Source organism: Dyadobacter arcticus (genome assembly GCF_011762185.1).
Taxonomy (GTDB): Bacteria; Bacteroidota; Bacteroidia; order Cytophagales; family Spirosomataceae; genus Dyadobacter; species Dyadobacter arcticus.
In genome coordinates this window covers 158293-183002 of sequence record NZ_JAASQJ010000004.1, presented here as the reverse complement: position 1 = coordinate 183002, position 24710 = coordinate 158293, and the positions used below count along the sequence as shown (strand labels likewise).

At 43.8% G+C, this 24710-nt stretch carries 20 protein-coding genes; 9 read left to right on the top strand and 11 right to left on the bottom strand.

Annotated elements, in window-relative coordinates; all coding sequences use genetic code 11:
• Positions 1 to 313 precede the first annotated feature (313 nt).
• Positions 314 to 814: a hypothetical protein gene (locus FHS68_RS19630; RefSeq protein ID WP_167273805.1), complete on the bottom strand. Its 501-nt coding sequence runs from the start codon at positions 812 to 814 to the stop codon at positions 314 to 316.
• Positions 815 to 981: 167 nt separating this feature from the next.
• Positions 982 to 2961 (bottom strand): T9SS type A sorting domain-containing protein, encoded by a 1980-nt coding sequence (locus FHS68_RS19625; protein ID WP_167273802.1) that lies wholly within the window; start codon positions 2959 to 2961, stop codon positions 982 to 984.
• A 644-nt stretch (positions 2962 to 3605) separates the two neighbouring features.
• On the opposite strand from FHS68_RS19625, the gene FHS68_RS19620 reads away from it, so the two are divergent.
• The 3 genes from FHS68_RS19620 (at position 3606) to FHS68_RS19610 (ending at position 7519) form a co-directional block, all read left to right on the top strand.
• Positions 3606 to 4244 carry a response regulator gene (locus FHS68_RS19620; protein ID WP_167273800.1) on the top strand — a complete coding sequence of 213 codons (639 nt, stop codon included), beginning with the start codon at positions 3606 to 3608 and terminating at the stop codon, positions 4242 to 4244.
• 984 nt (positions 4245 to 5228) lie between these two features.
• A complete protein-coding gene (locus FHS68_RS19615) occupies positions 5229 to 5783 on the top strand; it encodes a gluconate 2-dehydrogenase subunit 3 family protein (RefSeq protein WP_167273797.1) in 555 nt (184 codons plus the stop codon).
• Positions 5784 to 5797: 14 nt separating this feature from the next.
• Positions 5798 to 7519 carry a GMC oxidoreductase gene (locus FHS68_RS19610; RefSeq protein ID WP_167273794.1) on the top strand — a complete coding sequence of 574 codons (1722 nt, stop codon included), beginning with the start codon at positions 5798 to 5800 and terminating at the stop codon, positions 7517 to 7519.
• A gap of 42 nt (positions 7520 to 7561) precedes the next feature.
• Here the strand turns inward: FHS68_RS19610 and FHS68_RS19605 are convergent, their stop codons facing one another.
• Entirely contained in the window at positions 7562 to 8311 is a 750-nt protein-coding gene (locus FHS68_RS19605) for a DeoR/GlpR family DNA-binding transcription regulator (protein WP_167273791.1), read from the bottom strand.
• A gap of 68 nt (positions 8312 to 8379) precedes the next feature.
• Between FHS68_RS19605 and FHS68_RS19600 the strand changes: the two genes are divergently transcribed.
• Positions 8380 to 9516: an MFS transporter gene (locus FHS68_RS19600; protein ID WP_167273789.1), complete on the top strand. Its 1137-nt coding sequence runs from the start codon at positions 8380 to 8382 to the stop codon at positions 9514 to 9516.
• A 3-nt stretch (positions 9517 to 9519) separates the two neighbouring features.
• On the opposite strand, the gene FHS68_RS19595 is transcribed toward FHS68_RS19600, so the two are convergent.
• The gene (locus FHS68_RS19595) at positions 9520 to 10650 is read right to left on the bottom strand and encodes a BamA/TamA family outer membrane protein (protein WP_167273786.1); all 1131 of its coding nucleotides are present in this window, start codon (positions 10648 to 10650) and stop codon (positions 9520 to 9522) included.
• 138 nt (positions 10651 to 10788) lie between these two features.
• Here FHS68_RS19595 and FHS68_RS19590 point away from each other — a divergent pair, with 138 nt between their 5' ends.
• Positions 10789 to 12897, top strand: coding sequence for an alpha-amylase family protein (locus FHS68_RS19590; RefSeq protein WP_167273783.1), 2109 nt, complete (start codon positions 10789 to 10791; stop codon positions 12895 to 12897).
• 28 nt (positions 12898 to 12925) lie between these two features.
• Positions 12926 to 13405 carry a group II truncated hemoglobin gene (locus FHS68_RS19585; protein WP_167273781.1) on the top strand — a complete coding sequence of 160 codons (480 nt, stop codon included), beginning with the start codon at positions 12926 to 12928 and terminating at the stop codon, positions 13403 to 13405.
• Positions 13406 to 13407: 2 nt separating this feature from the next.
• On the opposite strand, the gene FHS68_RS19580 is transcribed toward FHS68_RS19585, so the two are convergent.
• The 6 genes from FHS68_RS19580 to FHS68_RS19555 form a co-directional block, all read right to left on the bottom strand.
• Positions 13408 to 13872, bottom strand: coding sequence for a transposase (locus FHS68_RS19580; protein WP_167273778.1), 465 nt, complete (start codon positions 13870 to 13872; stop codon positions 13408 to 13410).
• A gap of 99 nt (positions 13873 to 13971) precedes the next feature.
• Complete coding sequence (locus FHS68_RS19575; RefSeq protein ID WP_167273777.1) at positions 13972 to 15720, bottom strand: SMP-30/gluconolactonase/LRE family protein; 1749 nt, start codon at positions 15718 to 15720, stop codon at positions 13972 to 13974.
• Between the two features lie 18 nt (positions 15721 to 15738).
• Positions 15739 to 16929 carry an acetyltransferase domain-containing protein gene (locus tag FHS68_RS19570; protein WP_167273774.1) on the bottom strand — a complete coding sequence of 397 codons (1191 nt, stop codon included), beginning with the start codon at positions 16927 to 16929 and terminating at the stop codon, positions 15739 to 15741.
• A 41-nt stretch (positions 16930 to 16970) separates the two neighbouring features.
• On the bottom strand, positions 16971 to 17870 hold the full coding sequence (locus tag FHS68_RS19565) for an ROK family protein (RefSeq protein ID WP_167273772.1): 900 nt from the start codon (positions 17868 to 17870) through the stop codon (positions 16971 to 16973).
• A gap of 93 nt (positions 17871 to 17963) precedes the next feature.
• The gene (fucP, locus tag FHS68_RS19560) at positions 17964 to 19208 is read right to left on the bottom strand and encodes an L-fucose:H+ symporter permease (RefSeq protein ID WP_167273758.1); all 1245 of its coding nucleotides are present in this window, start codon (positions 19206 to 19208) and stop codon (positions 17964 to 17966) included.
• Between the two features lie 102 nt (positions 19209 to 19310).
• Entirely contained in the window at positions 19311 to 20129 is an 819-nt protein-coding gene (locus FHS68_RS19555; RefSeq protein WP_167273756.1) for an alpha/beta hydrolase, read from the bottom strand.
• 178 nt (positions 20130 to 20307) lie between these two features.
• On the opposite strand from FHS68_RS19555, the gene FHS68_RS19550 reads away from it, so the two are divergent.
• The gene (locus FHS68_RS19550) at positions 20308 to 20472 is read left to right on the top strand and encodes a lmo0937 family membrane protein (protein ID WP_167273753.1); all 165 of its coding nucleotides are present in this window, start codon (positions 20308 to 20310) and stop codon (positions 20470 to 20472) included.
• Positions 20473 to 20582: 110 nt separating this feature from the next.
• Here the strand turns inward: FHS68_RS19550 and FHS68_RS19545 are convergent, their stop codons facing one another.
• Positions 20583 to 21272: an arylesterase gene (locus tag FHS68_RS19545; RefSeq protein WP_167273751.1), complete on the bottom strand. Its 690-nt coding sequence runs from the start codon at positions 21270 to 21272 to the stop codon at positions 20583 to 20585.
• 184 nt (positions 21273 to 21456) lie between these two features.
• Between FHS68_RS19545 and FHS68_RS19540 the strand changes: the two genes are divergently transcribed.
• On the top strand, positions 21457 to 22140 hold the full coding sequence (locus FHS68_RS19540; RefSeq protein ID WP_167273749.1) for an ABC transporter ATP-binding protein: 684 nt from the start codon (positions 21457 to 21459) through the stop codon (positions 22138 to 22140).
• Positions 22141 to 22169: 29 nt separating this feature from the next.
• Complete coding sequence (locus tag FHS68_RS19535; protein WP_167273747.1) at positions 22170 to 24710, top strand: ABC transporter permease; 2541 nt, start codon at positions 22170 to 22172, stop codon at positions 24708 to 24710.

The window sequence follows — 24710 nt, the reverse complement described above, 5'->3', positions numbered from 1 at the left end:
TCTTGTTAGTGAAGTTGTATCTTTCTTAACCTAGCAGCATTGCGTTTCATAAACAGTTGGTCACTTACTGAGAATTGCTGCGAAGAGCCTGATCTCTTCAATTGAAAAACAAGCCAAATGCCTGTCAGTGTAGCTCCGATTAGAATAATCGAGAATAGGTAGGGAACCAATAAATAGATACTTTGAAGAAGCTGTGTCATGATCTTTGATAGTCAGTCAGGTTTTAAAATCTGATAGATTTGTTCAAAAACTATACCAGCTAAAACTTTGTCTGTCAAGACCTAAGTGAGGAAATCAATCCACAATAGCCGAACTAAAATCTTGCATTCACGACCCTTGTGTCGCAGCCTACCGCACTGCCGCTGACATAACCTACGCTAACGCCAGAGACTTTTTCAGACTTTCCGGGCGCGATGGAGGTCTTAATTGTTACAATTTTGGAGGTGAGCACAGCTTGCGTATCCGAGAGGTATTTGAATTCAACTTCAACGCTTGTCAAACGTTTAGCAGCGGTGTTCTCGATGTTCATACTGTGAATGGCGATTCCGCCAACAGCATGCCACTCATTTTCCAGGATTTTAATTTTTTTCAATACCCTGTCTTTCGCTTCTATGGAAATTAGACTAGAAGAGTCTGGCTGGCTGATGACCTCTGTTTTAGAGGTGATCACCGGTTTGGCCTTTAAGAAGTCAAATTGTTTATAATAATAAAGGATGTAAATAAATGCGCAGACAGGGACAATAGCGCTAATCCATTTTAACAAGAGTATGAAAACTTTTTTAACCTTGGCTTTTTTGCCTCTTCTTCCTGCCATATTGTTTACTGAACGTTGTCTATATACTATTTAAGCGGATTGTGCGCAAATATACCGATCCACAAGTAAATCTTTACTCAACTAAACAAATGATTTGTGTAGCTGCAAAATAAAAACAAACCGCTGAGATAACTCAGCGGTTTGCATGTGTATCGTGTTGAACAGGACTATTGTCTTACAAATTTGTGCGTGGTAATGCTTCCATTGATATGGACCATCTTCACGAAATAGGCACCTGCTGCAAGATTTTTAGTATTAATTCCCGTAGACAGCGCGTTGCTGGCTTCAAACACTGTTTTTCCCATCGCGTTAATCACTTTCACTGATTTAACTTTAGTCCAATCCGTGGCATTGATGTTCAAATTTTCATTGCCGACGACCGGATTCGGATACAAGAACGCTGTTGACGAGAAGTTCACATTTTCAATGCGGCTGTAGGCAAATGTCTCATCCAGATCAATCATTTTCAACCGATAAAGATTTTGTCCATCGAGTGGTTTGTTATCTGAAAAGCTGTAATATTTCAGATCGCTGCTTTCTTGATTGGACTTAACCGAACCAATTTTTTCCCAATCCCTTCCGCTTTGGCTGCGTTCCACATCAAATCGGTCGCTATTGGATTCAGAAGCTGTAGACCATGAGAGTAGTGTAGTTGTACCTTCTGGTTTTGCGTTGAATTCAACTAGGTTGACGGGGAGTGGGTCTTCAAGAATAAGTACGAAAGTAGTAATTGCTGACTGTCCGAAACTGTTGGTAGCCTGTACATCAAAGTTAAATATTCCAAACTCTCCTTCTGCCGGTGTACCAAACAGGGCGGTTGTGCCACCAGTCAATGCAAACGACGGCGGCAAACTGCCGGCCAAAACTCTACCACCAGCAGGCCCTGTAACCTCAAAAAATTCGTATGTGAAACTAGTGGAAGCTCCGCATCCAATTGAGAATCCAGGAAGACTAGGTGTAACGTTGAGTGTTGCATCAATCAGATTCCTATTGATTATGGTGCCTGCTCGACCAGTCAATAGACGCCCGCCTGTAAAAGTGACCGGAGAGCGAGCACTAACTTCGTGAATGTTTATTGATGTCAAAACGTCTACTACTCCGCCAACTGTTATAGAAATACCATCATAGCTAGTTCCCGGCGCAAAGGCAACAGTTACTAGCGACGAACTATTAAAATCAAGTAAATTCACCCCTAGTAGCAGGCTTGAAAGGGTCCGCCGGGGACCTACAAAGGCATTGCCGAGCTTTGCTTGAATAAAAATATTCCCCAAGGCTGATACATCTAGCAGCAGGCCAATTTTGGATACAGTTGCAACTATCTCGGTAGTTCCCGGAACTGTTTTGGTCAAATCTATAACCTGTGATATCTGCGCAAGAGCGGTGACCTCACCTGTCTGAAGAGTGGAAAAGTTCGTCGTATTAATTATATCATCTATTGCTTCTTCCGGATCCTTGAGTGCATCTGTCAATGATAGACTAACACCTGTGGCCTCAGGATCGGAGTTAGTGAACCGCAAAATGGACTCACAAGCTGTAAAGGTTGTGTTGGTATATGCGACGGCATAATCAATGTCCATGGACAAATTTCCAAGACCAACAGTTGCTGCCGCAGCAAAATTTAATCCAATGCTAACAGCGGTATAGGCGTTTGGCGGTGTTATAGCTAAAAAAAGCTCATTGGCGGCGTTTCTAACCAAAGTACCAGTCGTAGCTGCACCTCCATTAGAGGAAAAGGTAAGTGCACCGGTGTTCAGCAGGCCAAGCACACCAACCAATTCATCCACCTTGAGAGCTATAACATCGGAGTTAAAATCACTTATGCGAACATAAGTTGTAACACCGGCGGCAATTCCCGGACTAAATGTCATGACTAACCGGGCATTGCTTGACCTCGTTACTTGGAGGCCAGCGATATTGACGGTTACTCCTTCAACAAAAATGGTGGCAACGTTCCCGTCCGGAGCGTTGTTTACATTGGCCTCATTGGTCACTATGGCGTCTGCAGGCGCATTAGAGCCTTCAAAAACTGTCGTAGAAGAAACATATTGTTGACCAACGGCATCCGGCGCCATTGCAATTAATGTCACACAAGCGAAAAGTGACAACAAGCGTAATTTCCGAATCAGGCGGGTGATAGAGCTTTTCATAATAGTAAAATTTGAATGAAATAGTAGATGATTATTTGAATAAAGGAACGTAGGTTTTCTGCACAGCAAAACACAACCGACCACGTTGTACGTCAGTTAGGATTGGCAAATCAGATTATGGTGGTGTTGGTTATTTTGAAAGGTCAGTTCAATTTTAGGAGGAGGACGGCTGACACGGTTGGATTTGGGGCTGATGTAAAGGTTGTTTCATGATGGTTTAAAATTGCGATGATTACTAAATCTGCTTCTGTTGATATAAAATAACTTCGATAATAGCTATACTACTTACATGTAGAACCACTAGTTACTTGCAAATTTATCATTAATTAACTCAAAAAAAACCCGCATATTATTACTATTATTGTACCCCTCAGTTTTGGGGTATAAGCTAAAAATACTAGCTACGAAAAATAAATTTATAGCTACAAAAAAGTCTATTTTTATCATTATTCTACCATTAAATAAGTTTTTTGTTGCTTACGGCGCAGTCAGCCATAGTTAATTGAATAATTACATTAATATATCAAGCAACAACAGAGATCAACCTATCAATATTCTTCATCTCGCAAGTTCAGGCACATATGATAGTAACTAGTGCCATTAGAGGTTTATCCAACTAGGTCTAAGTAATTAGAAATAATTCTATGGATGTAATTTTAGTGGATGAGAGCATGCTGTTGATCAGCGCATTGAAAAATCTGATGCTTTTAGTCCCGGAGGTAAGCGAGGTAGAAATCTATACAGATGGTCGGGAATTCCTGGATATTCGAAGCAACAATCCGCCCGACATACTAGTGATGGACCTGACAATGCCTGGACCTAACGGATTAGATTTATTGGAAACGTGCAAAGCAACACTTTCCGCCGATATGAAAATCGTCGTGTTTTCCTCAGCGACGGACGCACAATCCATTAAACAGGCGATCAGAAGAGGGGCAAATGGAATCCTTTCAAGACTGATCGTTTTTGAAGAGTTTAAGGAAGCAATCCAGCAAGTAGCCAACGGCAAACAGTATATAAGCAGTGATTTAAGACAAAATCTGATCAATAGCGTATTCTCAGATGATCAGGTCGTTCTTCATCTTTCGCCACGAGAGAAGGAGGTTTTGCAAAAGGTGTGCAGTGGTCGTACAATTAAAGAAATTGCCTTTGATCTCAAATTAAGCGCCCACACGGTGCAATATTACCATAGGAGCGTCATGGAAAAATTAAAGGTAAAGCGAACCACCGACCTCATTGTTTATGCAATTCAGCACAGGTTATATATTCCCGAAGTCAAGTAAATCTTCAGGATCTACCACGATAAAACGGAGACTTCTCATTTGCTTCAATTTCAAACTAATTCCATTACCTGAAAATAACTCTAACACCCGGTAATCAGATATTTCTAACCACAGGCTCATTTCTTTTGGTGAATGACAGACCTTCGACTTCCTTGAACGTCAGTCAATGTAATCAAAGACAATGCACTCTTTCACTTTTTGGAAACTGTTCGTTACGACACTTACCGTAGCAATATTTGCCCTCGTAAGATTTCTTCTGCATCTTCAAAAGGCCAGGGATTTTAGATTTCTAGTTCAGTTTGGAATACGATCGACAGCAACAATACTTAGTTTGGAACAGATAAGACCTACGGAAGGTCAAACTTTAAGACCGATAAGACTGGGCCTACAAATCCACCCTGAAAATGAGCGGAACTATGTAACTGAAGTGACTATTTACGCCACTTCAACGCAGCTCCAATTTTTCAAAATTGGGAGTAAGGTTCATGTCAAATACAATCCGAGAAGACGAAAACAGGTACTAATTATCTCTGAGGGCAACTCCTACCCCATTCAATAAATTTTCCATTTCCTTCCAAAAAAAATATCTTCCCTGAAATTTCAGGGAAGATATTTGCATTATTTACTCAACGTTCCTCTATTACTTAACCTTTTGAATAGCTGGCCAGGTAGGGCACCATGGCGTAGTTCTTAGCACTATTCGGTTCAGAATATTAATCAAATATGCTTCTTCTCTCCCGCTCATATAAAATTCGATTAGCGATCGGTTACATTGGTTGAGCCTTCGGAAAAAAGCCAACTCTTTTTACTTTGATAAGCCTCCGCTGTGAGTGATCATTTGCAATCACCTGATAGTTCTACGACTTGAAAAGTAGTTTTCAAAACTTGACAACTTGTTAATTCATTATATTATCTATACTGAGGGAACATTATATTTAGCGAATATTTTATTGTGGTGTTTTAATTGACATTAAATCCTTTATCATGAATCGTAGAGAAGCCGTTGAAAGAATAACCATGCTGGTAGGCGGTAGCCTTTCGGCACCCTTGATGGCGGGAATTATGGGCGAAAAACTCAATTTTGGCCCATCAATTCTAGTTTCAGATGCCCAGGAAACGCTCCTGGCCGATGTAGCCGACACCATAATTCCCACAACCAGCACTCCAGGAGCCAAAGCTGCTGGTGCCGAAAAGTTTATTTTAAGGGTTATAAAAGACTGTTATCCGCTCGCAGAACAAAAGACATTCTTTACAGGTCTCGAAAAGATAGATGCACTTAGTAAGGAAATTTACAGCAAAGGCTTTTCTGCATTGGATGCAGTTCAGAAAACAGAGATTATCAAAAAGACTACCATTTCAGACAAGCCATTCTTTTTGCAAGTAAAAGGACTGACCGTGACAGGCTATTTCACATCTGAAATTGGCGCAACCCAGGCACTGGACTACCTTCCCACCCCTGGCCGGTTTGACGGTGATTGGCCTATGCCAAAAGGCCAGAAAGGCTGGGCCTTATATCTTTCTAACGCGAGTAATCCCTAAAACCTCATTTAATAATGGCGAATCTAAACATAGATGCATTAAAGGAAGTAACCTACGATGCAATAGTGATCGGCTCGGGCGTTTCGGGCGGCTGGGCTGCGAAGGAACTTACCGAAAAAGGACTTAAAGTTTTAATGCTTGAAAAAGGCAAGAATCTTGAACACGTTACGGGTTATGAAAATGCGCTGAAAGCCCCTTGGGAAACCCAGTATAATGGACGTCTTACCGTAAAGCAAAAGGAAACCCACCCATTTTTATCCCGCGATTATCCGTACAATGAAATGACGGAGAAATACTGGATGAATGATATGGACGCTCCTTACGAAGAGAAAAAACGGTTCGACTGGTTCAGGCCGAACATTGTTGGTGGGAAATCGATCATGTGGGGACGTCAGTCGTACCGGCTTAGCGATATTGATTTTGAAGCAAACCTGAAAGACGGGGTTGCCGTTGACTGGCCAATCCGCTATAAGGATATTGCGCCTTGGTACTCCTATGTTGAAAAGCATGTAGGGATTTCAGGGGAAAAACTCGGCCTTCCGCAGTTGCCTGACTCCGATTTCATTCCGCCCATGGATATGTATTTCGTTGAAAAAGAGGTTCGCAAACGCCTTGAAAAGGAATTCCCAGGCCGTAACATGACCATAGGCAGGGTAGCAAACTTATCCCAACCTACCAAAATACAATTGGAAGGAGGCCGCTCTCCGTGCCAGTACCGAAACCGCTGCTCATACGGATGTCCGTACGGCGCCTATTTCAGTACGCAATCAAGTACGTTGCCGCCAGCAGTAAAAACGGGTTTACTGACTTTGCGCCCTGACTCCGCGGTGCGGGAAATCATTTACGACGCTAAAAAATCAGGCGGACGCGCAACGGGAGTTCGGATTGTAGACACGACCACCTTGCAAGAGAAGGAGTATTTTGCTAACCTCATTTTTGTATGTGCCAGCGCTATCGCTTCCAGTGCATTGCTGTTGAATTCAACTTCTGCCCGTTTTCCAAATGGAATGGGCAATGACTCGGGAGAGCTGGGACATAACCTGATGGACCACCATTTCAGAACAGGTGCGAGCGGCGTTTGGGAAGGTGACCTCGACAAATATTACTTCGGTCGTCGTGCCAATGGAATTTATGTTCCCCGTTATCGGAACATAGGGTCAGATAAACGTGATTATTTGCGCGGCTTTGGATACCAGGGTGGCGGCGGTCGTCAGGGGTGGCAGCGAAATGTGGCTGAGCTTGCGTTTGGGGCCGATTTCAAGGATGAACTTACCACTCCAGGTAACTGGACAATGGGTTTTGGTGGTTTTGGTGAAACATTGCCATACCACGAAAATTACATGTACCTCAGTAAGGAAAAGAAAGACAAATTCGGCATCCCTACCGTCGTATTTGACGCTGACCTTCGTGAAAACGAGAAAAAAATGCGGGTGGATATGATGAATGATGCGGCCGAGATGCTGGAAAAGTCTGGGCTTAAAAATGTGAAAACCCATGATAACGGATCTTACCTGGGAATGGCTATCCATGAAATGGGCACAGCCAGAATGGGTCGCGATCCTAAAACATCAGTTCTTAATGGCAATAATCAGCTTCATTCGGTTAAAAATGTATTTGTAACAGATGGTGCCGCAATGACCTCGGCTTCCTGCGTAAATCCATCATTAACCTACATGGCGCTCACAGCCCGTGCAGTTGATTTTGCGGTAAAAGAATCGAAGAAAAAGAATATTTAGTAAAAACAGACTTACCAGGTTTTGGAAACCTGGTAAGTCTAACTACAAAATCTTCACCCCAGCTTCCCGGAACAATTTTAATTTCGCATTCGAAGCATCAACCTCAGTAATAATATAATCCAGGCTTTCAATGGGGCAGACGCGGTAACTTTCATAGGTTTCGAGCTTATCATAAGTACTGAGCGCAACTGCCGTTCCGGAGTGCCTAAGCATTGCCTGCTTCAGTTCCGCTTCCTCCATATAATTTGCTGTAACGCCTCTTTGCGTATCCAGCGCGCATATTCCCATAAAATATAAATCAGCCTGAAAATTTTCGACCATTTTGATTGCTGTCAAACCCACAATTGTTTCTGATTCTTTCAGGTATGATCCACCCAGCAAGATTAACCGAACTCCCTGATATGCAGTAAGTGCAGGAATAATGGCAGTGTTATTGGTTATCACAGTCAATTTAATATCAGTCGGCAAAAGTGAAACCAGGGTAAGAACGGAAGTACCACCATCCAAAAAAACGGTTTGTCCACTTTTGACTAACGGTTGCGCTTTGAGTGCGATGATTTCCTTATCATCTTTCAGATAGCCAATCCTTTCTTTAAAAGACAGCGGATTATGCGAGCGCGGTATTGCGCCGCCCCTAACTTTCATCAGTAACCCGCTACTGGACAGCGCTTCTATGTCCCTTCTGATCGTATCTTCGGAAACACGCAGATCGGTGCTGAGCTGGGCGAATGCTACCTGATCATTGTCCCGGAGTTTGTCAAGAATGTAAGCAAAACGTTTTTCCTTGATCATAATCACAATTGTGTTTTGCAAATTAATGCAAATTTGCATTAATTTGCAAAACACAATTCACTGGTAGTATGAATGAAACATTAAAGGTTAGCGGTGCAAGAAAAGCAACATTAATCATATTTCTGGTTTGTGGAATCGGCCTTTCCAGTTGGGCGCCGATGGTGCCATTTGCCAAGCTCAGGCTGGGACTTAGCGAGGCTGATCTTGGATTGGTACTTCTTTCATTAGGCGCTGGCGCTATCGTGACCATGCCAGTTACCGGAATGCTGATCAACAAATACGGAAGCCGCAACATTGCCCTGATCGCAGCAATGATCATTGCATTGCTATTACCACTTCTATTGCTGGCTAACTCTTCTTACCAACTGGCTGCGGCCCTATTCGTTTTTGGCGCCGGTATTGGCTCGATAGATGTTGCGATGAATGCGCAGGCAGTGCTTGTTCAGGAAAAACATGGCAGCCATATTATGTCTTCTTTTCATGGCATGTTTAGCCTGGGAGGGCTTATAGGCTCAATTGGACTAGGTTTTTTAATCAAAGCCGGTTTGTCTCCAACGGTCGCGGCAGTAAGTATATCAGGTCTTCTTATCATTTTTACCACAACCCAATTCAAGCACCTGCTCCCTCATTCGGAAGAAGCCACGATGGATAGTACGAGTTTGGTTCTTCCCAAAGGACCTGTTTTTTTTCTCGGGGTTATGTGTTTCATTGTTTTTCTCGCAGAAGGTTCATTACTGGACTGGAGTGCGGTATTTCTCCAATTCTCACGAGACTTTGACCCTTCCTGGTCTGGTGTAGGTTATGCCTCATTTTCAGTTGCAATGGCCGTAATGCGGTTAACCGGCGATGGAATTATTCACAAATTGGGTCCAGGCAAAGTTGTTTTATATGGTACACTACTTGCAGGATCAGGATTTTTGATCGCAGTATTACTGCCGTGGGGTCCGGCAGCATTGATTGGATTTGTACTTGTAGGATTCGGTGCAGCCAATATCGTACCGGTATTTTTCACAGCCGCAGGCCGTATTCCAAATATCCCGCCGTCTATCGCATTATCAGGAGTAACCATCCTGGGCTATTCAGGACAGCTAGCGGGACCTGCTTTGATCGGTTTTATTGCAGAATTGACATCACTATCAATCGCATTGGGCTTTGTGGGAATCTTGCTTTTCCTGGTCGCATTCACTTACCGTCACCGGGAATAATCGTCAGAATGCCTCACCGGTAAAAAGATAGAAGCCAGGGCCTTCCCTGGTAAAACCGACGTCCAGACGAAGGAATATGTCTTTTTTAGGAAACAGCAAATAACGGATGCCAACACCTCCCGAAGGACGCAAATAGCGTGTATCAAAAGAAGTAATTTTAGGACTTACCACCGCTGCGCCTGCAAATGCAACCGCCCCAATGCGCTTGCTAAAACCAAACGGAAGCCAGCGGTGCTCTATCTGCGTGGCAATCATATTTTTATCACGATACCTTCCATAGTAGTAGCCACGCATGATCATTTCCCCGCCCATTAGTGCAAGCTGATTGAATGGCACATTACCAGAAGTAAAGCTGCCGTAAACCTGCCAGGCGAGCACGTTTCGCACGTTTGTCGGGTGGGAAGACCTTATATCCAAATTAACAGCTTGAAAATTATAATTGCTTCCCAATCCGGGTGCGTATTTTAAAAATGAAATTTCCCCAAAAAATCCTTTACGGACATTCAACACATTGTGCCGGTTATCGTAAACCAATGCTGCCCCCAGGCCAATATTCCGCGTACCGTCGGTACCAATTGGTTTATCGTAAACATGATTATCAGGTTGATTAAAATGTGTGTTGTATAATTGCTGATAATCAATTTCGGGTCCCACAAAAAGATTAGGAATTATCTTTCTTAAGACCCTTTGTTTAAGCAGAATATAATTAGCGTCGATTAATGCTGGATCCTTTCCCGGTGTTTGAGGGCCAATACCATAATACAGCAGGGGAAATCTTTGAAATCTCGTTCTTCCAAGAAAAAACCACTTGTCTTTGTCCCCGTAGATAGCATTGTCCAGCCAGATACCATATTGGGCTTCCAAAGTGATGAAAGTAAAGGCTGCAATTTCGCTCAGGCGGTTTAACGTGTCCTTTTTTGCCTGAAATAAGAAGAGAGAGGATAAGCCGAATTCGAAACTTGTTTCCGGAGAATAGCCTAGCGTCGGGTATATTCTGAAACTGGATTCTCCCGGAGATGTGGTGTCAGAAATCGTTTTCTGTACAAACCGTTTGAACCAGTTATCCTGCCCTTGTGCAGAATGAATCGAAAAAATGCCAATAAGAATCAGCGTCAAAACCCTTTTCCTAATCAATTTCCTGCTATTTTGGTTGAGAAAGCTTTACCTGTGTATGTATAAAATAACCAGGCCAGTCGGTCGCATTTCGAGTGAATGCTGCACAAAGCAGATGCAAGATAGCGGGCCGCTTTTTATCTTAATCGATCATTATAAATGAAAAAAGTCTTTTTACTTCTTTGCACACTGTTTTGCCTGTTTCCGGCCCTCACGCAAAATACATCAGGTGAAGATTTGTGGTGGAAAAGAAATAACCTGCGGGTCATTCAAATGAACCTGCCTTCCTATGAGGCTGCAACCATCAATGCCGATTCAATTGTAGCCGATCTGATCTCTTTTTCAGCCAATACATTGCTGATCAATGCTGGTGGGATCATGGCTTTTTACCCCACGAAGCTGGACTTTCACTACACTAATCCATTCATGAAAAACAATGTACTGGGTGAAGTGATCAGGAAATGCCACGAAAAAGACATTAGGGTAATCGTCCGTTTTGATTTCAGCAGGGTCCATGAAAGCATATTCAAGTCGCATCCGGACTGGTGTTATCTTTCCCCAAAAGGTGAGCGGATTATCAATACGGATATGTACGTCGTGTCCATCAATGCGCCCTATGTACAGGAAAAAGCATTTAAAATCATTGAGGAGGTTATTGATATGTTTCCGATCGATGGCATTTTCCTTAACATGCCTGGTTATCAGGTCAATAATCCGTACGAGGGAAAGTATCACGGCATCGATCAGAACGATTTTGACAAAAAAAGCTTTGCAGCATATTCCGGTGGCAAAGTTTTGCCAACGGACGAAAATAAGGCTGATCCATTATTTCAGAAATACCTGGAATTTAAAAAGCATTCCGTCGAAGATTGGTCGGAGCGGCTTCACAGGCTGGTCAAGGCCAAAAATGAACAGATTGCAATCTGTACCTATTCAGACAAATTTGTAGATATCATCCGGCATGAGTCGCAAAGCATGACGACCCTTCCTTACTGGCCATATTCTGCCTCCGACAATGTGGGTAATGCTATCAATTCATTTCCAAATCATATCATTAGCAACGCCAGCATCCAGCAGATATCATTTCAATCCAGATACAATGCCGTTGAACCGCAGGAAGTGCAGATCAGGCTTTACGAGAACATTGCAAATGGTTCAGGCCTGGATATGAGCATGATGGGAGATATGCGAGGCTATGAGGATGAACGAAATTACGCGGTTTTAAAGAAAGTCTATTCATTTCATAAAAAGCATGAACCTTATTTTGGTAAGTATAAATCAATCGCAAAAGTCGCCGTCATTGCGCCTGGTGCCTGGCCCAATGGCGATCCCATGCAGGAATATCGGGGTATCCAGTTAATGTTACGGGAAGCCCACATTCCATTCGACATTATTGAAGACGGGCAAATCGAAAATCTTGCCGAAAAAATGAAAGGCTACAAACTTCTCATCCTTCCCGAAATCACTTATCTCAAACCGGAAGCGATTCAGATTCTGAAAGACGCCAGCAAAGGCGGGACTAATTTGATCGCAACCAACCGGACGCTATTTGATAGCCCCGAGACATTACTGGACTTATTTGGTGCGAAGATTGAAAATAAAGATAATAATGGCGCCGGCAACTATCTGGTACCTGATAACAAGACAATCTTTAAAAGTTTTGCGGGTCAAAAGATGCTTTTCTGGAAGTTCAATCTCGGCCTTTACGATCTTTCGGGCGCTGACCAAAGATTACTTCCTGTTTTAGCGAAAGGAAGGCCAGGCCCACCTGAAATTATTGGCGGCCATGAACCGACTGGCTATTATGCAATGGGAATTAAGAATCATGAGAAAAGCAAAGCCATTATTTTGCCGGAAAACATTGGAAAAATTTACTACTTGCATGGCTATCAGGAACACAAAAACATCCTCTTGGACGCAATCAATTATGTTTTGCCGGAAGCTTCTCAAACCCTACAGACCAATGCTCCTGCCCGAGTTGAAACTATTTTAAAGGAATTCGCGAAGAATACCGTCAGTAATAAAGACAGGCATGCCAGCGAGGGAATGATCCTGCATCTGATTAACCTGACTGGTTTTAGCGGAAACACCTATTTCGAACCATTACCAATTTACAATCTGAAATTCACTATTAAATCCGACAAAAAACCGAGCAAGGTTTTCGCATTAACTTCCGATAAACCCGTCAAGTTCAATTGGAAAAACGGCACAATCAATCTGGAAATTGATAAGCTAGATGGATTTGAGGGCGTCGTTATGGAGTGGTAAAGCATTGTTTCAATTAGCAAATACTATAATGACAGATCAAAACAAAACAATTCCAACCTTATATGAGTGGGCCGGTGGAATGCCTGCTTTTGAGGAATTGACGACCGCTTTTTATACAAAAGTATTGACGGACGAATTGCTGGAGCCGGTTTTCAAGCATATGTCGACCGAACATCAAAGGCACGTGGCGCACTTTATCGCGGAAGTTTTTGGCGGACCGGCAATGTACAGTACTGAAGAAGGCAGCCACTTTAAAATGATCCAGAAGCATTTGTCCAAACATCTTACCGAGAAGCACCGGCAACGGTGGGCCGCGTTACTACTAGAAACCGCTGATGAGATCAATCTCCCTGATGACCCTGAATTCCGGTCCGCTTTTGTGGCCTATATTGAGTGGGGAACGCGCATCGCGGTGCTCAACTCGAATATAGAGAGCACAGAAATGAATCCGGACGAACCCATGCCCAAATGGGGCTGGGGTGTACCGGGTGGTCCATACATCCCCTGATTTCATTCAATAAGATCCTCAAAAATAGTCCGGTCGTCGAAGGGAATTTTCCATTCCCGCAATAAAGCTATAAACTCGGCCCTGAATTTGATGTGGCGGTGATGTTGTTCCTGGTTAAAGACATACCTGGTTTCTTTTTCAATGTCCAAAATGCTTATGGAAAAGCCTCCAAAACCTTCTTGCCATTCAAATGGGATGGGCGTGAAGTTACGTTGGTTGATAAATTCCTTGCTTTTTTTCTGAACAATCTCCATGAAATCAGACATTGATTGTACGGAATTGAGATTAACCAGCAAATGCAAGTGATCTGGCATCGAACCGATCGCCAGCACATCATGACCATTGTTTTGGGTAATGGCGGTAATGAAGTTATGCAGTGTTTGCTTCCAATGAGGCAATATGATGGCTTGCCTATATCTTACGGCCAACACGAAGTGAATGTAAACTTGGGAATAACTACGCGACATATGAATTCGTGGGTTTGTATGGTTGATATCCTTTAGACGTCAATCCATTCAAAGCGTCACATATGTTTCGAAAAAAAATGGCAGACCATAATTCCGCATCTACAATTTTGGCGCGTCTGGTTTATTTGGCAAATCCCAGTTATTAGCACCTTTGGCTTTCAATTTCCGGCAGTAGACCTTGTCGTTGGCTGTCGCATACAATACATCGAAATCTTTGCCGCCAAATGCAACATTGGAAACAGTTCCGTTGGGCGTAGGGATAATCGCGTTCACTCTTCCGGTCTGATCTAAAATCTGTATTCCTGCTTTGGTAGCTACATAAATTCTGCCTTCGCGGTCGCAAGTAAGCCCGTCGGCCCAGGCGTTTTCCTCGTTGTCCCGCAAATGCAGCCAGCCAAATTTTTGCTTATATTTCAATGTTCCGTCAGGCTGGACCTGGTAAGACCAAACCCAATGTGAGGTGGATTCTGTTACATAAAGTAGCGTCTGATCCGGTGACAAAGTAACCCCATTTGCATACAAAAGGCCTTTATCGACTTCCTCTTTTTCCCCTCCCGGTTTTATCAGATATATTATACTCGGTTTTTCGCGTCCATCCGGAACAGTAACATACACGTTACCATTCTGCGCGATGGTCAGATCCTTGCCAGCGATCTCTTTTGCAATCTCCTGCTTTTTGCCCTGGGCATCGTATCGAACGATGGAAAGTGATTTCTTGGCTACCTCATACCGCTGACCATCCTTGCCAAATTCAGTTCCGCTGGCATTTTGAGAATATTCATTCATTGTACTCAGCTTTCCATCAATGCCTACCTTATAGGTTTTTGAGTTAGGAATATCCTGAAAAAAAATTTCACCCGACTGGCTAGCCGCCGGCCCTTCTGTAAATTTGTATCCTTCCCCTACCAACTCCCAGCCTTGTCCGGGAATAAGGATACCCGATAAAACCTGATTCTGAGAGGAGCCCATTTTGACTGGTTCAGGCCAGCCTTTCCACAAATAGCGCATAGCTTCCGGGAAAAGTGCCGTTCCATGTTTTCCATTGTGCCCCCCTTCACCCCATTGATGAGTGACCTCATATCCCGCAAAAGTCAGCGCACGCAACATAGTCTGGTTGGCCATCCACCAGTCGCCCGCATAAATGTTCAGATCCTGGCTGCCATCCTGCAAATAGATTCGAAGCGGCTTGGGCTCATATTTCCTCAGCAGGGTCGGATAACGGTCCGCGCCACGGAGACCTACATACGTTCCGATGGCGCTGTAAACGCGGGAAAATGCTCCCGGCCTTTCCCAAGCTGCCGTAAAAGCACAAACCGCTCCGCTGCTCGAACCGCCTATCGCCCGGTCATTACCGTTTTTGGATAATCTGATGACCCTTCCGTCGCTTGCTTTTCGCTTTTCTACCTCTGGTAAAATTTCGTCAAGAATGAATGTGGCATAGGCATCCCCCAAGCCATCAAACTCGAAACTACGGTTGAACCGATCATTTGCTTCACTTGCATTAGCAGCCTTAACCCTGCCGTGCATTACAAATACGCCAATGGTAACCGGCATTTCCTTTTTATGAATGAGGTTGTCAAAAACCGTTGGGGCTTTCCACTGGATACCATCCTGGTTTACATATACACACGCCGGCTGCTCTGGTTTGTACTGTGCTGGAATGTAAATCCAGTATTCCCGCCAGGTTCCAGGGAAGATTTTAGATTGATCAAATGTAAATTTCAAAACCTCACCCTTCGGAACACCGGCTTGTTCTTCGGAAGCTGGGTCGACCGGATAGTTTTCGGTTGTAGTTTGAGACCAGGCCAGATGGCCAAGAAACAGGAAAATGAGATATAGATACTTCATTTATTGGGATTTGACGATTTATAGATAGCTAAGCCACCAAGTTTTATTTCTGGCCCGGTATTCCCCAAACCATTTGCAGGGAAAATACAATGCTGCCACAACGAGTATCCAGATCAGATAAACCGTGCCCAAATCATATCCAAAATCAAATGGCCTGAATTTGAAGAAAAGTTTATCATCCAATGCCTGTTCCCAGGTGTATCCGGACGAGAGCACAGTTATCATTGTCAGCGTATGGATCAGATAAAAATGCGTCATGAAGAAAAAAAATGGCACTTTTCCGTATACGCTGAATATTTTGGCCAACCTGTTTGAGGAATTTTCAGTGAGGCTGAGTGCGATCAGAAGCGGGCCTTGGGTCATTAATGTAAACAATAAGGAAGGCGGATATTTACTTACATTAAAAAAGGACAGGAAAGTCTTTAAACTCGTATCCTGCGGTGCCCAATGTGAAGGATCTCCGTATCCATTTAAAAATCTCAAAACCAGAAAAAGAACTGTCAGGATTACGCCTGTAATCAGTAACGTCCTCCTTCTATTTTCTTGTAAAAACCCTTTCGTGTAAAGTGTTCCCAACCCATATCCCGACATCATAATTCCAGCCCAGGGCAGAATAACATACAAAAATCCAATCACGCCGCCGTCGCCCCGCGGCAGGAATGTGCCCCTACCCGTCAGGAAAATTTTCAAGACAATGTCCAGAGGTGAATTTTCCACGACCTTCACATAATCCAATAAGTTATGACCGAAAATCAGGATACATCCTACAATTAGGATTGTTTTCGGGGAAGCGAAACGGACCAAAATGCCCAGTAGTATCATGCTGCATCCCAATGCCCATAACACGGCAAGAAAAATGGTTTTGAAAGTGATATCGAAGGAAAAGGCAAAAGTCATGAAAGTGATTTCTACTAAAATGAGCCAGAAACCACGCTTTATCAAAAAAGAAGAAGTTTCTGACGCTGACTTATTTTGCCCGGATAAATAGGCAGAAATTCCTGAAAGCAACATGAAGGATGGCGCACAGAAATGTGTAATCCATCTCGTAAAAAACAAGATACCGGTTGTGGTTTGAATGTCGGTCGGGTCAGCTGTGAATGCCGATTCATGAAAGTAATCCCGGACGTGGTCTAGTGCCATGATGACCATAATGGCGCCTCGAACGGTATCAATAGATTTTATGCGCTGGAGCGTTCCGGCTGTTGTCATGGCCAAACAGGAAGGATTAAATTATATTCAAAAACAGTTTCTTACAATAACGCTGCTCCGAAAACGCCTGCACTATCTCCCAGCTTCGGTTTCATGATCGGCGTAGTAACCACGCCCTTATTGAAAATATATTTCCGGATGCGATCATAACCCGCAGTGTAAAGCAAGTCTACATTCCCTACCCCGCCGCCGATCACGATCAGGCCCGGATCGATAACATTGATCAATGTCGATATTGCCCTGCCATAATATTCCAGCAGCCGCTCCATGGTTGCTTTGGCATATTCATCTTTTCCTTCATGAAATCTGTCCATAATGACCTTCAAGGTAACTTTTTCTCCACTTTCCCGTTCATAAAAACGCTCTAATGCCGGCCCCGAAATTACCTGCTCCACACAACCTGCTTTTCCGCAATAGCAAGGTTCGCCGTTCTCCTCCAGAATGTTATGGCCCCATTCACCACCAATTCCGTGGTGTCCGGAAATGATTTTATTATTTACTACTAATCCGCCGCCAACGCCAGTACCCATGATCACACCAAAAACGACTTCCGCAGTATGATGTTCTCTGCCCGCGCCCATCAGCGCTTCTGCCAGTGCGAAGCAGTTGGCATCGTTGGCAAGCTGGACAGGCACATCGAGAATTTCCTGTAAATCCTTTTTCAGCGGCATACCATTCAGGCAGATCGTATTTGAATTTTTCATCAGCTGTGAATCCGGCTCTAAAACGCCCGGAGTAGCAAAGCCAACCTTGGTAGGCCCCTCACCCACTTGTTCCGAAACCATCTCAATCAATCTCTTTATCTGAGATAGGATATGTTGATAACCTTTGACCGACTCTGTCGGAAGCCGCATTCTAGCAACCACTTCCAGGTTCCTGGTTGAGTCCAGGACTGCGCATTCTATTTTAGTACCACCCAGGTCAATACCCCAAAGATTCATTTTATGAAAACTTAAGATTTAAGGAAAACGCTTTGGCTAATGCTTTGGCTATGAACTTTTGGCTATTAGCTATTAGCTTTTAGCTTTTAGCTTTTATTGTACTTTATAAAACTTGTATCCAAAGAAGAAGATCACGGTATAGCATATGATCGGGAGGTAATAGGCGTGCGCAACGTTTGTTTCCGCTACCGCGCCCATGGCGAAAGGGAAAAAGGCACCGCCCACAACACCCATTGATATAAAAGAAGAAGCTTGTTGCGTATGTGCGCCCAGGTTTTTTAACCCTAAACTAAAAATCGTCGGGAACATAATGCTGAAAAAGAAGTTCAGCATGAGCAATGCGATGAATGATGGCCAGCCTAAACTTTGAGCAATAATTAGGCACATTACAATATTGCAGGCAGCGAAAATCGCAAGCAAGGAATGCGGTGCAATGTAGCGCATCAGGAAGGTACCAACGAAACGTCCGGTAAGCATCAATACGAAAAAGAGGATCATCCAATTACCCGCCACGACGTCGGTAAAACCCATTTTTTCGTGACCATAATTAATGAAGAAAGCCCAGGTACCTGCCTGCGCAGCGACGTTAAAAAACTGGGCAAGAACAGCCCATTTAAAGTGTCTGTGTTCGAAAAGGCCTTTTTCAGGATGTGTATCCACATTTGCTGCGGCAGGATCAGCCGCTACGTGAGGATCTGTGAGAGCGGGCACCTTTACGAATGAAAACAAAATTGCAATTGTCGCGATTACGCTTCCAATAACGATATACAAGGTCTTTACAGAAGTAAGGTCGGTGCCTCCTTCAACATTATTTCTCAAAAGAAAATAGGAACCAACCGCCGGTCCAATGATCGTACCCAATGCATTGAATGCCTGGGCGAAGTTGATCCGCATATCACTCGTCCGCTGGTCTCCCAGAGAGGCCACGAAAGGGTGCGCCACAGTTTCCAAAGTGGAAATACCGCAACCAAGAATGAAAAGTGCAATGCCAAAGAATGGAAAAGAAGCCGCTGCCGCGGCAGGAACGAACAGAAATGAGCCGATAGCAAAAAGTGACAAGCCGAAAAGCACGCCGTTTTTATAGCCAAAACGCTTCATGAACAATCCCGCCGGAATACCCATAACCCCGTATGCTCCAAAGATTGCAAATTGGACAAATGCTGATTGTGTTTTGGTAAGGCTTAAAACATGCTGAAAGTGTTTATTCAAAACATCGCCCATCGTAATGGCAATCCCCCAGAACATAAAAAGAGACGTGACAAAGGCGAGGGTTACCAAATATTTATTGTCCGTAAACTTGGGGGCATCGGACTGCACAGACGGGGAATAGTTGCTCATTTAGTTGAATAGTAAAATAAAATATTAGGTCAGGACTATTTTTGCAAATGTAAATTAGAGAAATTTAAAAATGGTATATCCAGTTATTCCAAAAAAGCGCAGCTATTTTTTTGAAAAATAATTACTCATAAAAAGCAGCTGGTATTGCACTGCATTCGTCCAATAGTTCCAATTGTGCGCGCCCGGACGGACAATGTAATCATGAGGAATATTTCGGTACATCAATTGTTCGTGTAAATTCTCATTCACCCTGATAAAGAAATCGTCGGTACCACAATCGATGATGATTGCCAATGCATTGGGCGTGAGCAGGTGCAGCATATTAATCACCGTATTTTGCTCCCAGCGTTCTGGTTGATCAGCATATTTGCCCAGTTTTTTGGCCATATCCCAATTGTTGGGAAAAGGCCTGATGTCCACACCGCCACTCATACTCCCGGCTGCCCCAAAAATGTCCTGATGACGCAATGCAAGGTACAATGCCCCATGTCCTCCCATGCTAAGTCCGGTTATTCCCCTCCCCTTTGGACTTTTAATTGTTTTGTATTTACTATCCACGAATGCGACCAGTTCTTTGGCAATGTAAGTCTCATACTGCGATTGTGGATCCACAGAACTGTCCCAATACCAGCTGCCAATACCCCCATCGGGACAAACAATTAATATGTTGTGAAAATCAGCTGCCTTTTGAAAACCAGCTGCATTTTTGACCCAATTGGCATAATTACCACCGTGACCATGCAGCAGGTATACGACAGGAAGCTCGGAAAGAGAAGCATAATTGTCGGGTTTGATAACGACCGTCTTAAAAGTTTTTTTCATGACAGCACTATATGTATCCACCGTGTCGACTACCGCTGCCTGAGACGTTGAGCAAATAAATAAAAAAAGAATAAGGGATCGAAACAGTTCTTTTTTCATTCTAAAACTGACTTTGTGAGTATTTTCTACAACTTGAAGGGGTAATACTTTTAGAATTCCGCAAATATTGTAGAATCCGGGGAATAATGACGCCTTATTTGGGTTGAAAACTGCTGGCATTTAAATTGATATTATTCAAGTACAACTAACAATAACTCTAACTCAAAATATCAAAACAATGGGAAATCTTCTTTATACAATAGCTATCATCCTGGTAATCATTTGGTTGATCGGCTATTTTGGATTCGCAAGTTTCGGAATGGGCAACATCATTCACGTTTTGCTTGTGATTGCAGTTGTGGCAATAATTCTTCGTGTGATTCGTGGCGATAGGGTTGTGTAGAGATTAGATCCATTAAGTTTTATTATAAAAGCCTGAAAGCATTGTTTTTAACAGCTTTCAGGCTTTCTTTTTTTGATAGCACTATATTTGGATGCGCGGTAATGGCATGTTTACAATAACCCCTTGATTTCCTTCCAAACATTTTCAGCAACAATTTTATGTCCCTCCTCGGTAGGATGTATCCCGTCGGGCAAATTTAACTTTGCCTCGCCACCAACTCCCTCTAACAGAAAAGGAATTAGTATAATGTCATTCTTTTCAGCAATTTCCGCATACACAGCCCGAAATTCCGCTGCGTATTTTTGGCCAAGATTGGGCGGAATTTGCATGCCAGCCAGCACCCGTTTTGCGTCGGGATATTTTGTATGAACTTTATCAAGAATAGTCTGAAGGTTTTTCCTGGTATCCGAAACCGGAATTCCACGCAAACCATCGTTACCTCCCAATTCGAGTACGAAAACGTCCAAAGGTTGTTTCAGAAGCCAATCGATGCGGCTGTTACCTCCGGCGGTTGTTTCTCCACTGATACCTGCATTAATGACTTTGTAATTCAGTTTGAGCGAGTCGATTTTTTTCTGGATCAAGCCCGCAAATGCCCGTCCTGGATCGTCGAGCCCGTAACCCGCAGTAAGGCTGTTACCAAAGAATACAATTGTTTTTTTCTTCGCCAACGGCTCTTTTGCCGTCTCCTGTACTGAATCAGGTTTATTCTTGTTTTGTTCCTTGTTCGCGCTATTGCAGGAAAACAGGATAGTATTCAGGATCAGAGATGAAATAACTAGGAAGAATCGATTGGTCATGATATTGAGGTAAAGAAAAACGTGGAAGGCCATTCGCGGAAGGCCATTCGCGGAAGGCCATTCATTGAGTTTTAAACGCCGTTTAACCTATATTTATGTGTAACGGAAAAGCAAAAGAACCAATTTAGGATAAAACAAGTTGCCCAAATTTAGCACCACGCAAACATAACATTAAAGATAATTAATGGATATCGTACTCGATTTGCAACAAGTAAGCAAAATTTATAAAAGCGGGGACCGCTCACTGACCGTTTTAGACAATATCAATTTCTCCGTTGAAGCAGGCTCAACAATGTCTATTGTCGGGCCATCAGGAAGTGGCAAAACGACGCTTCTCGGTCTCTGCGCCGGCCTCGACCGCTCTACTTCCGGTACGGTTGAACTCCACGGAACCCAGCTCAATGGCCTCAACGAAGACCAGCTTGCCGCTGTCAGAAACCAATATGTCGGCTTTATTTTTCAAAACTTCCAATTGCTGCCCACGCTGACGGCACTTGAAAATGTAATGGTACCGCTTGAATTAAGGGGTGAGAAAAATGTGAAACCCAGGGCAATGGATTTGCTGGATAAAGTAGGTTTGGCCGAACGGGGACATCATTATCCCACTCAACTGAGCGGCGGGGAACAGCAGCGTGTTTCATTGGCACGGGCATTTTCCAACCAGCCACGCATTCTGTTTGCCGACGAACCCACCGGTAACCTGGATGCCGAAACCAGCGAGAAGGTCGTCAAACTGCTTTTTGACCTGAACAAAGAAGCGGGAACAACATTGGTTGTCGTCACCCACGACCTCGAACTGGCTGCCAAAACGCAGCGGATTATCCGGATCAAAGGCGGTAAATTAAGCTCAGACTTGCCAAGTCTTTAAGACTTGGCAAGTCTAACCCCCACATCGATATGCGAAATAATATAAATACATCCTGGTTGTTAAAAATGGCGTGGCGCGATAGTCGCAAGAACCGCTCCCGACTCGTACTCTTTATATCCTCCATTATTCTGGGGATCGCTGCGCTCGTAGCGATTTATTCACTGGGCGATAACCTCAAAGAAAATATTGATAGTCAGGCGGCTACGCTTATTGGCGCGGATTTGGCATTGTATGGAAATCGTGCTGTCGATGGCAAAGCCAAGGAACTGGTTGATTCATTGGGTAAGAATCGGTCAGAGGAGCGGAGCTTTGCATCCATGGTTTATTTTGCAAGAAACGGGGGTAATCGGTTGGCACAAGTAAAAGCGATTTCAGGAGATTTCCCCTACTACGGAAAGTTCGAAACCATTCCGGTTAGCGCAGAAAATACCTTCCGTGCAGGGAGAGAGGCATTGGTGGACCAAACATTAATGCTGCAATACCAGGCAGAAGTAGGCGATTCGATCAAAATTGGTCGGGTTACCTTTCTGATTGCGGGGATTTTGGAGAAAGCGCCGGGCTCAACTGGCATTACCAGTTCTGTTGCGCCAACGGTCTACATTCCAATGCGTTACCTTGATCAAACTGGCCTGATGCAAAAAGGAAGTCGGATCGCTTACAGGTATTATTTTAAATTCCCTGTAAAAACCGATGTAGAGGCTTTGGTTAAAAGACTGGAACCACGCTTTGAAAAATATGATCTCGACTATAATACGGTCCAGGAACAAAAAGAAGACACCGGACGCTCGTTTCAGGATCTGACCCGGTTTCTGGCGTTGGTCGGTTTTGTGGCATTGCTGCTGGGCTGCATTGGCGTAGCGAGCGCCATTCACATCTACATCCGTGAAAAACTCAATTCGATTGCGATCCTCAGATGTTTAGGTCTGAAAGGAAGTCAGGCATTTATGATTTATCTGATTCAGATCATTGGAATCGGCATCATTGGCTCCGTTTTTGGCGCTTTGCTGGGAACAGCGATTCAGCAGTTCTTACCGATCGTTATTAAAGACCTGTTGCCATTTGAACTCACTACCAATATTTCGTGGCTGGCTATTGGACAAGGGCTTGCTATCGGCGTTCTTATATCCGTACTTTTTGCTTTGCCCCCGTTGCTATCCATCCGCAGGGTTTCACCACTGAATGTTTTAAGAGTATCTTCTGATCCCGTCAAGCTGGAACGCGACCCAGTTACGTGGGGTTTATACTTTTTAATAGTACTATTCATTTTCGGCTTCGCATTTTTGCAAATGAGGACCTGGATAGAGGCTTTAATTTTCACCATCAGCATACTCGGGGCATTTTTGGTGCTCTATGGCATTGCGATACTGCTTACCTGGCTGGTGCGCAAGTTCTTTCCCACTTCATGGAGTTATCTGTGGAGACAGGGACTGGCTAATTTATATCGCCCCAATAACCAAACTTCCATCCTGATTGTCTCCATCGGACTCGGCACTTCGCTGATCTGTACATTATTTTTTATCCAGACAATCCTGCTCGAAAGAGTGAGGTTATCTACCAGCGGAAATCAGCCTAATATTGTACTTTTTGACATTCAGGGAAGCCAGAAGGAAGGCATACTAGAAATCGCCAAAGCCCAGGGAGTGCCTGTTAACCAGAGCGTTGCGATTGTGAACATGCGGCTGGAAGAGGTGAATGGAAAAACAGCAGCAGATTTCGAAGGAGATAGCACAGCAGAACAGTCAAGGCGCATCTTCGGCAGAGAATACAGAGTTACCTTCAGAGATTCTACAACCTCCTCTGAAAAGATCACCAAAGGAAAATGGCAGGGGGTTTACAACAAATCGGCCGGTCTTATTCCCATTTCCCTGGAAGAAGGTTTTGCGGACAGAAGCAGGATTAAGTTGGGGGATACATTAGTTTTCAATGTGCAGGGAACATTAATGACAACAACTGCATCCAGTTTCCGAGAAGTCAACTGGGGCGAGGTTCAGACCAATTTTTTGGTGGTTTTCCCAATTGGAGTTTTAGAGGATGCGCCCCAGTTTCATGCGATGCTGACCCATGTTCCTAATCCACAAGTTTCCGCCACATTTCAGCAGGCGATTGTGCGCAGGTTTCCTAACATTGCCATCATTGACCTTGCATTGGTTTTACGCTTGTTAGATGATATCTTCAATAAAATAGGATTTGTGATCCGTTTCATGGCTGGTTTCAGCATACTTACCGGCCTCATTGTTTTGATTTCCTCTGTACTGATCAGCAAGTACCAGCGATTGCAGGAAAGTGTTTTGCTCAGAACGCTTGGCGCAAGCCGGAAACAGATATTTGCCATCACAGCATTAGAATATTTCTTCCTGGGATCATTGGCAGCATTTACCGGAATCCTCATAGCGGCCGCCGGAAGCTGGTCTCTCGCAAAGTTCAGTTTCGATGCCGAATTCAAGCCAGAAATCCTACCGGTTATCGGCGTATTTCTATTTGTATCCCTGATGACCGTCTTCATCGGATTAGTCAATAGCCGGGGCATTTTGTCAAGGCCGCCTTTGGAGGTTTTGAGGCAGGATGTGTAG

Coding starts and splice junctions, on each gene's coding strand:
- FHS68_RS19630 (WP_167273805.1), bottom strand. CDS start 814: ATGGCAGGAAGAAGAGGCAAAAAAGCCAAGGTTAAAAAAGTTTTCATA.
- FHS68_RS19625 (WP_167273802.1), bottom strand. CDS start 2,961: ATGAAAAGCTCTATCACCCGCCTGATTCGGAAATTACGCTTGTTGTCA.
- FHS68_RS19620 (WP_167273800.1), top strand. CDS start 3,606: ATGGATGTAATTTTAGTGGATGAGAGCATGCTGTTGATCAGCGCATTG.
- FHS68_RS19615 (WP_167273797.1), top strand. CDS start 5,229: ATGAATCGTAGAGAAGCCGTTGAAAGAATAACCATGCTGGTAGGCGGT.
- FHS68_RS19610 (WP_167273794.1), top strand. CDS start 5,798: ATGGCGAATCTAAACATAGATGCATTAAAGGAAGTAACCTACGATGCA.
- FHS68_RS19605 (WP_167273791.1), bottom strand. CDS start 8,311: ATGATCAAGGAAAAACGTTTTGCTTACATTCTTGACAAACTCCGGGAC.
- FHS68_RS19600 (WP_167273789.1), top strand. CDS start 8,380: ATGAATGAAACATTAAAGGTTAGCGGTGCAAGAAAAGCAACATTAATC.
- FHS68_RS19590 (WP_167273783.1), top strand. CDS start 10,789: ATGAAAAAAGTCTTTTTACTTCTTTGCACACTGTTTTGCCTGTTTCCG.
- FHS68_RS19585 (WP_167273781.1), top strand. CDS start 12,926: ATGACAGATCAAAACAAAACAATTCCAACCTTATATGAGTGGGCCGGT.
- FHS68_RS19580 (WP_167273778.1), bottom strand. CDS start 13,872: ATGTCGCGTAGTTATTCCCAAGTTTACATTCACTTCGTGTTGGCCGTA.
- FHS68_RS19575 (WP_167273777.1), bottom strand. CDS start 15,720: ATGAAGTATCTATATCTCATTTTCCTGTTTCTTGGCCATCTGGCCTGG.
- FHS68_RS19570 (WP_167273774.1), bottom strand. CDS start 16,929: ATGACAACAGCCGGAACGCTCCAGCGCATAAAATCTATTGATACCGTT.
- FHS68_RS19565 (WP_167273772.1), bottom strand. CDS start 17,870: ATGAATCTTTGGGGTATTGACCTGGGTGGTACTAAAATAGAATGCGCA.
- fucP (WP_167273758.1), bottom strand. CDS start 19,208: ATGAGCAACTATTCCCCGTCTGTGCAGTCCGATGCCCCCAAGTTTACG.
- FHS68_RS19555 (WP_167273756.1), bottom strand. CDS start 20,129: ATGAAAAAAGAACTGTTTCGATCCCTTATTCTTTTTTTATTTATTTGC.
- FHS68_RS19550 (WP_167273753.1), top strand. CDS start 20,308: ATGGGAAATCTTCTTTATACAATAGCTATCATCCTGGTAATCATTTGG.
- FHS68_RS19545 (WP_167273751.1), bottom strand. CDS start 21,272: ATGACCAATCGATTCTTCCTAGTTATTTCATCTCTGATCCTGAATACT.
- FHS68_RS19540 (WP_167273749.1), top strand. CDS start 21,457: ATGGATATCGTACTCGATTTGCAACAAGTAAGCAAAATTTATAAAAGC.
- FHS68_RS19535 (WP_167273747.1), top strand. CDS start 22,170: ATGCGAAATAATATAAATACATCCTGGTTGTTAAAAATGGCGTGGCGC.